Source organism: Streptomyces marokkonensis (genome assembly GCF_039539045.1).
Taxonomy (GTDB): domain Bacteria; phylum Actinomycetota; class Actinomycetes; order Streptomycetales; family Streptomycetaceae; genus Streptomyces; species Streptomyces marokkonensis.
The window spans coordinates 35,471-48,104 of record NZ_BAABCQ010000001.1; the positions used below are offsets into that span (position 1 = coordinate 35,471).

Annotated in this window: 11 protein-coding genes and 1 pseudogene; 7 read left to right on the forward strand and 5 right to left on the reverse strand. The window is 72.0% G+C overall.

All coding sequences use genetic code 11. The annotated features are described in order from the left end of the window. The first annotated feature begins 50 nt into the window (after window positions 1-50). The gene (locus ABEA26_RS00190; RefSeq protein WP_345587985.1) at window positions 51-695 is read left to right on the forward strand and encodes a dihydrofolate reductase family protein; all 645 of its coding nucleotides are present in this window, start codon (window positions 51-53) and stop codon (window positions 693-695) included. 46 nt (window positions 696-741) lie between these two features. On the opposite strand, the gene ku is transcribed toward ABEA26_RS00190, so the two are convergent. Beyond that, entirely contained in the window at window positions 742-1,743 is a 1,002-nt protein-coding gene (gene ku / locus ABEA26_RS00195) for a non-homologous end joining protein Ku (RefSeq protein ID WP_345587987.1), read from the reverse strand. A 233-nt stretch (window positions 1,744-1,976) separates the two neighbouring features. Here ku and ABEA26_RS00200 point away from each other — a divergent pair, with 233 nt between their 5' ends. Then, a complete protein-coding gene (locus tag ABEA26_RS00200) occupies window positions 1,977-4,055 on the forward strand; it encodes a SpoIIE family protein phosphatase (protein ID WP_345587988.1) in 2,079 nt (692 codons plus the stop codon). Window positions 4,056-4,148: 93 nt separating this feature from the next. Then, complete coding sequence (locus ABEA26_RS00205) at window positions 4,149-4,832, forward strand: CBS domain-containing protein (RefSeq protein WP_345587989.1); 684 nt, start codon at window positions 4,149-4,151, stop codon at window positions 4,830-4,832. Window positions 4,833-5,009: 177 nt separating this feature from the next. Here the strand turns inward: ABEA26_RS00205 and ABEA26_RS00210 are convergent, their stop codons facing one another. Next, the gene (locus ABEA26_RS00210) at window positions 5,010-5,939 is read right to left on the reverse strand and encodes a LysR family transcriptional regulator (RefSeq protein ID WP_345587991.1); all 930 of its coding nucleotides are present in this window, start codon (window positions 5,937-5,939) and stop codon (window positions 5,010-5,012) included. An 84-nt stretch (window positions 5,940-6,023) separates the two neighbouring features. Here ABEA26_RS00210 and ABEA26_RS00215 point away from each other — a divergent pair, with 84 nt between their 5' ends. Beyond that, the gene (locus ABEA26_RS00215; RefSeq protein ID WP_345587993.1) at window positions 6,024-7,340 is read left to right on the forward strand and encodes an aspartate aminotransferase family protein; all 1,317 of its coding nucleotides are present in this window, start codon (window positions 6,024-6,026) and stop codon (window positions 7,338-7,340) included. Window positions 7,341-7,352: 12 nt separating this feature from the next. On the opposite strand, the pseudogene ABEA26_RS36225 reads toward ABEA26_RS00215, so the two are convergent. Further along, a pseudogene (locus ABEA26_RS36225) lies at window positions 7,353-7,613 on the reverse strand (hypothetical protein); the annotation flags it as partial. Window positions 7,614-7,622: 9 nt separating this feature from the next. Beyond that, on the reverse strand, window positions 7,623-9,842 hold the full coding sequence (locus tag ABEA26_RS00220) for an MMPL family transporter (protein WP_345587994.1): 2,220 nt from the start codon (window positions 9,840-9,842) through the stop codon (window positions 7,623-7,625). Between the two features lie 517 nt (window positions 9,843-10,359). On the opposite strand from ABEA26_RS00220, the gene ABEA26_RS00225 reads away from it, so the two are divergent. Both ABEA26_RS00225 and ABEA26_RS00230 read left to right on the forward strand, forming a co-directional pair. Beyond that, entirely contained in the window at window positions 10,360-10,605 is a 246-nt protein-coding gene (locus ABEA26_RS00225; RefSeq protein ID WP_345587995.1) for a hypothetical protein, read from the forward strand. Continuing rightward, the gene (locus tag ABEA26_RS00230) at window positions 10,544-10,897 is read left to right on the forward strand and encodes a DinB family protein (protein WP_345587996.1); all 354 of its coding nucleotides are present in this window, start codon (window positions 10,544-10,546) and stop codon (window positions 10,895-10,897) included. Before ABEA26_RS00225 ends, ABEA26_RS00230 begins: the two co-directional genes overlap by 62 nt. A gap of 127 nt (window positions 10,898-11,024) precedes the next feature. Here ABEA26_RS00230 and ABEA26_RS00235 read toward each other — a convergent pair whose 3' ends face one another. Then, window positions 11,025-11,594 (reverse strand): TetR/AcrR family transcriptional regulator, encoded by a 570-nt coding sequence (locus ABEA26_RS00235; RefSeq protein WP_345587997.1) that lies wholly within the window; start codon window positions 11,592-11,594, stop codon window positions 11,025-11,027. 106 nt (window positions 11,595-11,700) lie between these two features. On the opposite strand from ABEA26_RS00235, the gene ABEA26_RS00240 reads away from it, so the two are divergent. Beyond that, the gene (locus tag ABEA26_RS00240) at window positions 11,701-12,567 is read left to right on the forward strand and encodes an SCO6745 family protein (RefSeq protein WP_345588155.1); all 867 of its coding nucleotides are present in this window, start codon (window positions 11,701-11,703) and stop codon (window positions 12,565-12,567) included. Window positions 12,568-12,634 lie beyond the last annotated feature (67 nt).

Consider the following 12,634-nt stretch of genomic DNA (forward strand, 5'->3'; position numbering starts at 1 on the left):
CGATCCCACCGAGTCCGAGCCGGACCGGCAGAAGGAAAGAGCCGCCCGTCATGTCACGCTCCCACGTCCACAACTTCTCCGTCTCGCTCGACGGCTTCGGCACCGGTGAGGGCCAGAGCCTTGACGAGCCGTTCGGCCACGCCGGTGAAAGACTGCACGAGTGGATGTTCGCCACTCGGTGGTGGCACGAGATGACGGACCGGCCGGGCGGGACCGGCGGTCTCGACGACGCCTTCGCGCGGCGGTTCACGCCCGGGATCGGCGCCGAGATCATGGGCGCCGGGAAGTTCGGTCCTCCCGGATGGCACCAGATGCCGGAGTGGAGAGGGTGGTGGGGGACCGACCCGCCGTTCCACACACCGGTCTTCGTCCTCACCCGCCATCCGCGCCCGTCGATCGAGATGGAGGGCGGCACGACGTTCCACTTCCTCGACGCGGCGCCCGACGAGGCCCTCGCAGCGGCTCGCGAGGCCGCGGGCGGCCAGGACGTCCGCATCGGCGGAGGGCCCGCCGTGGTCCGTGACTTCCTGGCCGCCGGGCTCATCGACCACCTGCACGTCGTGGTGGTCCCGATCCTGCTCGGCCGAGGCGTACGCCTCTGGGACGGGCTGGAGGGCCTCGAGAAGGACTATGCGGTCGAGACCGTCTCCTCACCCAGCGGGGTCACCCATGTGACGCTCACCCGCATGGCCTGAGAGCCTGACCTGCCGAGGAGGCGGGGCAACCTCGTGAAGGCGGCGGCTAGGCACTTCTCGGCTTGCGGGCCGGGGGTTTGCGGGCGGGTGCCTTCTTCGCGGCCGTATCCCTCGCCGCGGTCGTCTGTTTCGCGGTCGCATTCTTCGCCGTGGCCTTTTTGGCGGGTGCCTTCTTGCCAGGTGCCTTCTTGGCGGGTGTCTTCTCGGCCGCGGCCTTCTTCTTCGGTCCGGGCAGTTCGTGCACCTCGGCGTGCCCGCCCTCGCCCCGGGACTCCTTCGCCTCGGAGACGGACTGCCGCAGGGCTGCCATCAGGTCCAGCACCTGCCCCGGCTGCTCCTCCCGCTCCGGCACCGCCGGCGGCGCCCTGTGCTCACGCTTCGCCTCGATCAACCCCGCGACGGCGTCCGTGTAGGTGTCCCGGAACTCTTCGCCCTCCAGGTCGTCGCGGGTCATCGTGTCCATCAGCGCGAGCGCTCCTTCGATCTCCTCCTCGGACACCTCGACCGGAGGCGGTGTGAGGGAGGAGGGGTCGCGGATCTCGTCGGGCCAGCGCATCGCGTGCAGCACGATCGCCTCGTCCCGCACCCGCAGCAGGCCCAGCCGCTCCCGGCCCGACCACGCGTACCTCACCACCGCCACCCTCGACGACCGTGCCAGCGCCTGCCGCAGCAGCTTGTAGGGCTTCCCGGCCACCTGACCGTCGGGCTGCAGGTAGTAGCCGTCGCCGATCCGGATCGGATCCACGGACGCCAGCGGGACGAACGCCACGATCTCGATGGCCTTCACGGCCGGCAACGGCAGCTCGCGCAGGTCCTCGTCGGTCACCGGGACGATCTGTGTCCTGGTCAGCTCGTAGCCCCGGCCGATCTCGTCGGAACCGACCTCCCGGTCCTCCAGCTCACAGATCTTCCGGGTCCGGATCCTCCCCTGGTCCGCCAGGTGGTACCGGTGGAACCGGATGCTGTGGTCCTCGGTCGCGCCGACCACGTGGATCGGCACGGTGACGAGTCCGAACGAGATGGCACCGCTCCAGATCGACCGGGGCATGGACAGACCTCTCCGCAGCAAGCCCCGAGCAGCACCAGCCTAGGAGCGGCAGGGCGGCCCCGCACGCGCACGGCCGCCCGCACGCGCCGTCGGCGCCGGCCGTGCGCCGGCACATCACCGCCCTCGCATGCCTTCGCAGCGATACGGGCGTAGTGTCCTCATATGTGCGATGTTCGGTGTGGCTGGCGTCGAACAGCCCTGCCGGAGCCGGCGCGGATTCGGGCGGGCCTCTGATGGACACCGCGATGGCCGCCGTGATGCGGGAGAGCGGGGCGTTCGGAGGGCTGTTGTATGTGCTGCCACCGGGGGACAACGCCCTCTGGCAGGTCCTGGTGGCGGGGGTCCCCCGGGAGTTCGCCACTCCGTGGCGGCGCGTCGCGCTGACCGATCCGATGCCGGTGGCGGACGCCGTCCGCGAGCGGCGCCTGGTGTGGGTCGGCGGCCGGGAGGAGATGGCGCGCCGGTATCCGCGACCGGCGCTCGTACTGCCGTACGACTTCGCGCTGGCGGCCACGCCGCTCGCTTCGGGTACCACCGTTCGGGGCGGGCTGGTGCTGCTGTGGCCCGGGGCCCATCCGGCGCAGCTGAGTCCCGAGGAACGCGATGTCGTCCAAAGGGGCTGCCGCCACCTGGGCGGGCTGCTTCAGCAGGCGGCGGAACGCGGCGACCCGCTGGTGCCGGCGGACCGGCCCCGGACCGTGCCGCCGCCCGCCGTGCGCGCCCCCTCCCCCTCCCCCGGCGAGGCGGCCTCACTGTCGGCCTTCGTCGACCGCCTGCCGGGCGGGTGCTGCGCGCTGGACATCAACGGACGCATCACCTTCCTGACTCCGGCCGCGGCCGACCTGCTCGGTGCCGACCGGGCCGGCCTGGTGGGTGCCCTGCCGTGGGAGGCGCTGCCGTGGATGGACGTCCCCCACGTCGAGGACCGCTACCGGGCCGCGCTGGTCAGCCGCCGGCCCCAGGCCTTCACCGTCCTGCGTCCCCCGGAGACATGGCTGGCCTTCGAGCTGTACCCGGACGCCACCGGCCTCAGCGTCCGCATCACCCGCGGCGGCCCGGCCGAGGACGCTCCTCCGTCGGGGTCCGTGCCGACGGCAGGTCCCAGCCGCGCCACCGTCTTGTACCACCTGATGCACCTGGCCTCCACCCTCACCGAGGCCGTAGGTGTCCAGGACGTGGTCGAGCAGACCGCCGACCAGCTGCTGCCCGCGCTGGGGGCGCAGGCCATGGTGCTGATGGCCGCGGAGGACGGCCGCCTGAGGATCCTCGGTCACCGCGGCTACCGCGGTCACCGCACCGAACTCATGGACAGTTTCGACGGCGTCCCCCTGAGCTCGGGCATCCCCGGCTCCGACGTCATGGCCACCGGCGTCCCGGGGTTCTTCGCGTCCTTCGCCGAGATGCGGCGCGCCTACCCGGCCACCGTGCACGAGGACGGGATGGCCGCGTGGGCCGTACTGCCGTTGATCGCGTCCGGTCGCCCCATCGGGTCCCTCCTGCTGTCCTACGAACGGCCCCACGCCTTCCCGCCCGGCGAACGAGCCGCTCTCACCTCACTGGCCGGCCTGGTCGGCCAGGCTCTGGACCGTGCCCGTCTCTACGACGCCAAGCACCACCTCGCCCACCGCCTGCAGTCCGCCCTGCTGCCGCACACCCTCCCCCACGTGCCCGGCCTGAAGGTCGCCGCCCGCTACCTTCCGGCTGCCCGGGGTCTGGGCATCGGTGGCGACTTCTACGACCTGATCCGCCTCGACGAGCACACGGCCAGCGCGACCATCGGTGACGTGCAGGGCCACAACGTGGACGCCGCGGCGCTCATGGGGCAGGTCCGCACCGCCGTCCACGCCCACGCCACCGTGGGGGCGACCCCGGACGACGTCCTCGCCCGCACCAACCGCCTGCTCACCGACCTGGACCCCGGCCTGTTCACCAGCTGCGTCTACGTCCATCTCGACCTCGCCACCCACCGCGCCTGCCTGGCCACCGCCGGCCACCCGCCACCCCTCGTGCGCCATGCCGACGGACGTACCGAACTCCTGCGGGTACCACCCGGGCTCCTGCTCGGCATCGAGCCCGACACCCTCTACCCGGCGCTGGAGTTCGGTCTGCCGCCCGGCAGCGTGCTCGCCCTCTACACCGACGGACTCGTCGAAGCCCCCGGAGTCGACCTCGACGACGCGATCGCGGCCCTCGCCGGACTGCTCGAGCACGCCGACCCCAGCGACCTCGACGCCATGGCCGACACCCTCATACGACACGCGCCCACACCGGGCGACGACATCGCCCTGCTCCTCATCAGTCCCGCTGCGTGACATCGGGGCACTCCCCGGGGAAGCGGGTCGTTTCACAGGCAAGAAGGACGGACGCCGGTCCACGCAGGCCGGCAGCGGAGGAGAAGACCCCTGATGAAGCACCAGAAGGTGTGCGATCTGATGAGCGACGCCGTGGTCCGCGTCCAGCGCGGCACACCGTTCAAGGAGATCGCCCACCTGCTGCAGGAGTACGACATCACAGCGGTGCCCGTCGTGGACGAGGAGGACCGCCCCGTGGGGGTGGTGTCCGAGGCGGACCTCCTGCAGAAGATGTGGGGCTCGGACCCCGACGGTTCCCCCGTGCAGGAGGAACGGCCCCGGCCCGGCGGCGGCAAGGCGTTCGCCACGGACGCGGCGGGGCTCATGACCTCACCCGCCGTCTGTGCCCGGGAGAGCTGGAGCGTCGTCGACGCCGCCCGGGTGATGGCCCGGCAGGGTATCAAGCGGCTTCTGGTCGTCAACGACGCGGGGCGGCTGATCGGGGTCGTCAGCAGAAGCGACCTGCTGCGGGTCTTCCTCCGCACGGACCGGGCGATCCGAACCGAGATCATCGAAGAGGCCCTGGTCAACGGACTCGGTCTGGCTCCCTCGTCGGTACAGGTGGACGTCGAGCACGGGCATGTCGTCCTCAGTGGCCCGCTCCCCGACCGCGTCTCCGTCCCCGAGCTGGAGGAACACTGCCGACGCGTCGACGGCGTCGTCGCGGTGGAGTTCAGAGTGGCGGGAGAGGCCGCCGCCGGGAGCTCGGCGAGCGGACCGACGCGACGGCCGGGGTAGGACACGCCGGTGCCCGCCTTTGGGGGCCGGGCACCTCTGCTTCCTGAGTGACCGACATACGCTGGAGGACGCGCGCGCGGCAGGGTGCGCCGCTGCCGGTTCGGAGTCCCTGACGCCGACGTGATGTCGCCTCCGGACCGGCCTGCGCCCACCGGCACGTTGACGGGCAGCGAGCTCTCACGGTTGGCGGGTGACGTCAGGGGGCCCGGCCAGGGCCGGGATCTCCGGGTGGGCGCGCAGTGCCGCGATGACCGCGTTCACCGCCGCGCGCCGGGTGGTGCCGTGCCGCACCACGACGGCGACATTGCGGTGCGCCGGGGGGCTGAGCTCCCGAGTGACGACGGCGTGGTCCGCGGTGACGGCCAGGGCGGGCAGCAGAGCGATCGACCCGGTCGACTCGACGTGCCGCAGCAGCATCAGGTAGTTGCTGAACCGGCAGGCAACCCGCGGTTCGAATCCCGACTCCCGGCACAGCCTCAGGAGCAGGTCCGCCATGTACGACTGCGGTCGGTCGCACGCCCAGGTCTCCTCCTTGCATGCCGCGAGGCCCACCGCGGCACGGGAGGCGAGCGGGTGTCCGCGCGGCAGCACCAGCACGACCGGGTCGGCCCCGAGGGACATGACCTCGATGTCCACACCCCAGGAGAGGCCGGCGTAGTCGGTGGTGGTGACGATGACGTCCGCCTCTCCCGAGCGCAGGGCGGGCCCGCTCTCGTGCGGCTCCATCTCGATCAGTTCGAGATGCAGGTGCGGATGGGTGGTGGCCAGACGCGTCGCCGCCGGAACCGCGAGGGTGTAGATCGCGCTCTGGAACACCCCCAACCGGACGGTGCCGATGGGTTCCTCGTTCAGGGCCCGCAGTTCGGCCTCGGCCTCGGCCATGCGGTCCAGGATCTCCCGGCCCCGGCGGGCCAGCAGGAGACCGGCCGGGGTCAGCCGTACCCGCCGCCCGGTCCGCTCGAGCAGCGGGCACCCGGTCTCGGTCTCGAGCACCGCCAGTTGCTGGGACACCGTGGACGCGCTCAGATGCAGCGTGTCGGCGACCGCGCGCACGGTGCCGAGCGTGTCCAGCAGACTGAGCAGTTGCAGCCGTCCCGAGTTGAGCATCCCGCGATTGTACGGTTCTGCCGTACAGCCAGGTCGAATCTGTGCGATGGACACGCGCAGTGGTACTTTCCTACGGTCGGTCGCATGCCCTTTGACGAGACATCCCGCGCCGACCCCGAACGCCACCTCATCCGCTACTCCGGCCACGCCGACTTCTCGCCGGAGGTCGCCGTGCGCGCCGCGGGCACGTCGGTGTTCACCGAGAGCGGTCGTGAGCTGCTCGACTTCACCTCCGGTCAGATGAGTGCGATCCTCGGGCACTCCCATCCGGCGATCGTCTCGACGGTGCGCGAGCAGGTCGCGCACCTCGATCACCTGCACAGCGGCATGCTCAGCCCTCCGGTCGTGGAACTCGCGCGCCGGCTGGCCGGCACCCTGCCCGATCCGCTGGAGAAGGCGCTGCTGCTGACCACCGGGGCGGAGGCGAACGAGGCCGCCGTGCGGATGGCGAAGCTCGTCACCGGACGCCACGAGATCGTCTCCTTCGCCCGGTCGTGGCACGGCATGACGCAGGCCGCCGCGAACGCCACCTACAGCGCCGGCCGCAAGGGCTACGGGCCCGCCGCGCCGGGCAACTTCGCGCTGCCGGTGCCGGACCGCTACCGTCCCGGCGTCGTCGACACCGAGGGCTCACTGGACTGGCGTCGCCAGCTCGACCTCGGCTTCGAGCTGATCGACGCCCAGTCGGTGGGCAGTCTGGCCGCGTGTCTGGTCGAGCCGATCCTCAGCTCGGGCGGCGTCGTCGAGCTTCCGCCGGGCTATCTCGCCGCCCTGGCGCTCAAGTGCCGGGAGCGTGGCATGCTGCTGATCCTCGACGAGGCCCAGACCGGGCTGTGCCGCACCGGCGACTGGTACGCCTTCCAGCACGAGGGCGTCGTCCCGGACATCCTCACGCTGTCCAAGACGCTCGGTGCGGGACTGCCCCTGGCCGCGGTGCTGACCAGCCCGGAGATCGAGCAACGGGCCCATGAGCGGGGATTCCTGTTCTTCACCACCCACGTCAACGACCCGTTGCCCGCCGCCGTGGGCAACACCGTCCTCGACGTCCTGGTCCGCGACCGGCTCGACGAGCGTGCGCGCCGGCTCGGCACGGCACTGCGCGGTCATCTGGACAAGCTCGCCGCCCGCCACGACGTCGTCGGAGACGTCCGCGGCCGGGGACTGCTCCTGGGGATGGAACTGGTCGGGGACCAGGTTCTGGGAACCGGCGGCGCGGACCGGCTCGGTGCGGCCGTCACCCGGCGCTGCTTCGAGCTCGGGCTGCACATGAACATCGTCCAGCTGCCCGGGATGGGAGGCATCTTCCGTATCGCGCCCCCACTGACCGCGAGCGACGACGAGGTCGCCCGGGGCGCCGCCATCCTCGACGAGGCGCTGACCGACGCCGCCCGGAACCTTTGAGGATCTCGCCTCCTGTCGGCCCGCCGCGTGGGCCGGGCCGCCCGCCCAACGGCGGAGGGTGGCCTCGGCGCGGGCGGAGGACGCAAGGTCCTCCATGCCCACGTGGTGGTCGACGCCGGGCGCCCGGTGGACGCGGCAGTCCCGGGTGCCTGGGCCGATAAGGAAGTGCTCGGCGACGGCCGGGTCCGGATCCCCGTTGACGAGGAGGAGGCGGCTGCCGTGCCGGCACGGGAAGGCCCCGGTGGCCTGGATGTCCAGGTCACCGGGGCCCAACGCGGGGTGTCAGACTCCGGCCGTCTCCGGCTCGCGGGCGGGCTCCGGGGGCTCGGTGGTGTCGCCGAGCTCCTTGTGGAGCTTCTCACCCTCCACGTCGACGTTCGGCAGCAGTCGGTCCAGCCACTTGGGGAGCCACCAGGCCCTGTTGCCGAGCAGGGCCAGCACGGCGGGCACGATGGCCATGCGGACCACGAAGGCGTCGAAGAGGACCGCGATCGCGAGGCCGAAGCCCATCATCTTGATCATGTTGTCGTCCTCCATGATGAAGCCGGAGAAGACGCTGATCATGATGACCGCGGCCGCCGCGACGACCCGGCCTCCGTGGGTGAAGCCCGTGGTGACGGATTCGGCGGCGGACGAGCCGTGGACGTACGCCTCACGCATGCGCGTCACGAGGAAGACCTCGTAGTCCATGGCGAGGCCGAAGACCACGCCGATCATGAAGATGGGCATCATCGACATGATGGGGCCCGGCTGGTCCACTCCCAGGACGTCCGCGAACCAGCCCCACTGGAACACCGCGACCACCGCGCCGAGCGCCGCGGCCACCGAGAGCAGGAAGCCGAGGGCCGCCTTGAGCGGGACGAGGATCGAGCGGAAGACCAGCATCAGGAGCAGGAAGGCCAGGCCGACGACCAGGGCCAGGTAGGGAATGAGCGCGTCGTCCAGGGTCTGCGAGAAGTCGATGGTCATCGCGGTCGCGCCGGTGACCAGCATGGTCGCGCCCGTCTCGCCCCTGATGTCGCCGGACAGCCCGCGGATGTCCTTCACCAGCGACTCGGTGGCCGCCTCGCTCGGCCCCGTCTTCGGCACGACCGTGAGGACGGCGGTGTCGCCCGCCTCGTTGAAGTTCGCCGGGGTGACCGCCGCGGCCTCGCCGAGGCCCGTGATCTCCTTGCCGACGGTGTCGGCGGCGGCCTCCGCGTCGTCGGCGTCCCGCGTGTCGATGGTGACCATCAGCGGGCCGTTGAATCCGGCGCCGAAGGACTCGGACAGCATGTCGTAGGCCTTGCGCTGGGTGGTCTCGGGCGCGGAGCTGCCCTCGTCGGGCAGGCCCAGCTCCATGCTCGCGGCCGGCACGGCGACGGCACCGAGGCCGAGCACCGCGGTCAGTAGCACGGTCACCGGTCGCCGCAGTACGAACCGGGCCCAGCGGGTGCCGAGCTTCGGCTTGGCGGACGCGTCCCGCTGTCCGGCGGGTGCCTTGCGGTCCTTGCGGCTGAGCGCCTTCTTGCCGGCGAAGCCGAGCAGCGCCGGGGTGAGGGTGAGCGCGATCAGCACGGCGATGCCGACCGTGGCCGCGGCGGCCAGGCCCATCTTGGTGAGGATCGGGATGTTGACCACCGCGAGGCCGCCCAGGGCCACGATGACGGTGAGTCCCGCGAAGACGACCGCGGAGCCCGCGGTGCCGACCGCGCGGCCCGCGGCGTCCTCGGGGGTGCGGCCCTCGGCGATCTCCGCGCGGTAGCGGGAGACGATGAACAGGGCGTAGTCGATGGCGACCGCGAGGCCGATCATCATGGCGAGGGTGGAGGTGGTGGCGGAGAGTTCGAGCGTGCTGCCGAGCGCCCCGATGGCGGAGATGCCGATGCCGACACCGATGATCGCCGAGAGCAGGGGCATGCCGGCCGCGACGAGCGAGCCGAAGGTCAGCAGGAGCACGATCGCGGCGACGCCGATGCCGATCAGCTCGGCGGTGCCGCCCATCTCCTGTTCGGCCATGACCGCGTCGCCGCCGGTCTCGACGGTGAAGCCGTCGCCGCGCGCGTCGTCGGTGGCGGCGGTGAGCGCGTCACGGGCCTGGTCGGTCAGCTCCATGGCGTTGACCTTGTACGTCACGGAGGCGTACGCGGTCGTGCCGTCCTCGCTGACGGCGTCCGCCTCGAACGGGTCGGCCACCGAGGCGACCTGCGGCCCGTTGCCGAGGGCCGTCACCAGTTCCTCGACCTGCTCCTTGCCGGCCGAGTCGGAGATCTTCCCGCCGTCGGGGGCGCGGATGACGACGCGTGCGGTGGCGCCCTCGGCACTGGCGGCCGGGAAGCGCTCGTCGAGGAGGTCGAACGCCTTCTGGGATTCGGTGCCGGGCATGGAGAAGGAGTCTTCGGGCGGGGCGGGCGCCGTGGACGCGGCGACGCCTGCGCCCACGAGTATGGCCACCCAGAGCAGGGCGACGAGACCGCGGCGCCGGAACGCGCGTCGGCCGAGTCGGTAGAGGAACGTAGCCACTGGGACCAATCCTTCGGATTACGGGCAGGATGGAGACCCGGCACATGGGGGGAAGGCGGATGCGCTGACCGGGGTACCTTTCCATGCTCACCCGGGGGGTCCCGCATGTGATCCGACCCTGGGTCTGGACTGGCGTACTGCACAGGGTGTAGTGCTCCCGGGCGCTCCTCTCCCCCGGGTGTAGGCCGCGGCGATGGGTGTACTCCGCACTTCGTTGCCGCGGGCAGCCGACACCCGTCGGCCGGTCATCGGGGCCGCGCTGCCGCCCGGTGCACGGCGGGCCCTCGTCCACATCGGGAACCCCCGCAGGGATCCGCTGTGCGAGGGAGAGCCGCGGCCGAGCGCCCACGACCGTGCCGTGGGTTCGGCCGGCAACGGCTCCGCCGGTCCCGACAACGACAGCCGCTTGGCCGCCGATTGGACATCGGGTGGGTGACACCGACGGGTACGGTGACCCAGGGTCGCAACGCGCGTTCCGTGCCCCCGAAACTCGGGGGAGGGAAGGGACCTCTCGAGGATGACGACACCCCGCACCGATCTGCTGCTGCGTCAGCTCGACACCACCTGGGCCCTGTTCGAGCACCATGCCGTCGGCCTGGTCGACGCCCTGTGTCTGTGGACGCCGGAGCCGTACCACTGGACGGTCCGGCCGGACGAGCAGGGGGTGGGTCGCCGACTTCCGGGTGCCGGAGCCCGACCCGGTGCCGGCGCTGACCATCGGATGGGTCACCTGGCACACCGGCTACTGGTGGACGGCCACTGACCGCCACTGCTTCCGGGATCCGGCGCCGTCGGAGCACGAAGAGGTCTTCTGGCCGGGTACCGCCGAGGGTGCCGTGGAATGGCTGCGCGGACTGCACGAGCAGTGGCGGGCGCTGCTGGACGGCCTCACCGACGCTGAACTCGACTCCGCCGAGAGGACCGCGACCCTGCCCTGGGGCGCGGGCATGTCCCTGGGGGACGTGGCGGGCTGGGTCAACGTCGAACTGACCAAGAACGTCGCGGAGATCGGGCTCCTGCGCGTCCTGCACGGCGCCCGGAACGCCCGCCCCTGACCACGGGCGCGACGCGCGGATGCCTTCGACGCCGCCGGCGGGCGTCGGGTCGGACGGCTGAGCGCCGTGCACCGGGTGGCCGTACGCGTCCCTGGCAGCGTACGCATGGCGCACCGTAACGGACGAGTCAGCCCGTCGCGGAGTCTTGGGGCGGCCTGAACATCTCGCCCGTCAGCGCGCGAAAGGTCTCTTCGGGGTCCTGACCGCCCAGCAGGCCGTCCAGGTTGCGGGAGATCAGCAGCGACGCGAAGCCGTGCGCCATCGACCAGGCCGCCATGAAGCCGACGGCCGGATCGTCGGCGTAGCCCGCCACGGCCGCGCGGAGCCGGCTCCGCGTCCGCTCGCGCGCCGCGAGCAGCTCCGGGTCGTCCGGGCGCAGGAGTTCAGGCCGGAACATGACCTGGAAGTGCGCCGGGTGCGCGATGGCGAACCGCACGTACCGGATGCCCAGGTCACGCGGGCCCTCCGTCTCGCCCAGGATGGCGGACAGCAGCCCGTACCCCTCGGTCGCGATGGCGGTGAGAAGGCCCGCACGGTCCCCGAAGTGGTGTGCGGGGGCGGCGTGGGAGACGCCCGCGCGACGGGCCAGGCCGCGCAGGGACAGGGCTGCCGGACCCTCGGCGGCGATCACGTCGAGGGCCGCGGTGAGCACGGCCCGCGGCAGGTCTCCGTGGTGGTAGGCGCGTTCTGCGGTCATGGGAGCAGGCTAACGCAGTCTTGTCATTGACTAGACTGCATCCCGGGTGTCAATCTAGTCAACGACAAGATGTGAGGGTCGGGAGAAGAGAAGGGTCATGGACATCATGGGTACGGACCACGGACGCGTCCGACAGATGTGGCACCTTCTGGAGCCGCTGCACGCCATCGTCTACTACGCGCCGCAGGTCCTCGAGGAGGCCGAGTCGCTCGGCTACGACACCGGCGAGCGCTGGCCGAGCTACTTCGCCTGGCGGGCGGCTCCCCTCGGGACACCCGGATGCCGTCGGGTGACGTCCGCGTTCTACAGCTTCAGCCCGAGCATGGTCGCCGAGCACATCCCCGCCGCCTGGGAGGTCTCCGCACCGGACAAGGTGATCGAGGCCCGTACGCGCGGCGTCGACCGGGCTTACGGCGCGCTCATCGGAGAGCGGACGGGCAACCCCGACATCGGGGAAGCCGCCGCACTCGCCCGTCGGGCGGCGGAGGCCGCGCCCACCGAGGGCCGCCCGCTCGCCGCCGCCAACGCCGCGCTGCCCTGGCCGCGGGAACCGCACCTCGTCCTGTGGCAGGCCGCGACGATCCTGCGCGAGCACCGCGGGGACGGCCATCTCGCCGCTCTCCTGACCGCGGGTCTCGACCCGGTGAAGGCACTGGTGTCCTTCGCCGCGGTCGGCGCGGCACCGGCCGGCGTCTTCGCGAGCCGCGGCTGGAGCGAGCACGAGTGGGCGGCGGCCGGCGAACGGCTGAGGTCACGAGGACTGCTGGCGGCCGACGGCACCGCGACCGCGGCGGGCCGTGCCCTGCGCGCCGAGGTCGAGCGCGACACCGACGAACTGGCCGCCGCGCCCTGGCAGGCACTCGGCGCCGCGGACACCGCGCGGCTCGCCGAGCTTCTCGGCCCGCTCTGGCTGGAGGTGCTCGGCTCCGGACTGCTGCCCCGCGAGAACACGCTCGGCATCGGGAAGGTCTGACCCCAGACGCCGGGACAGCGTCCCGGAGGGCGCCGGGCCGACGAGGACAGGTGACGCGTCCGCCCGC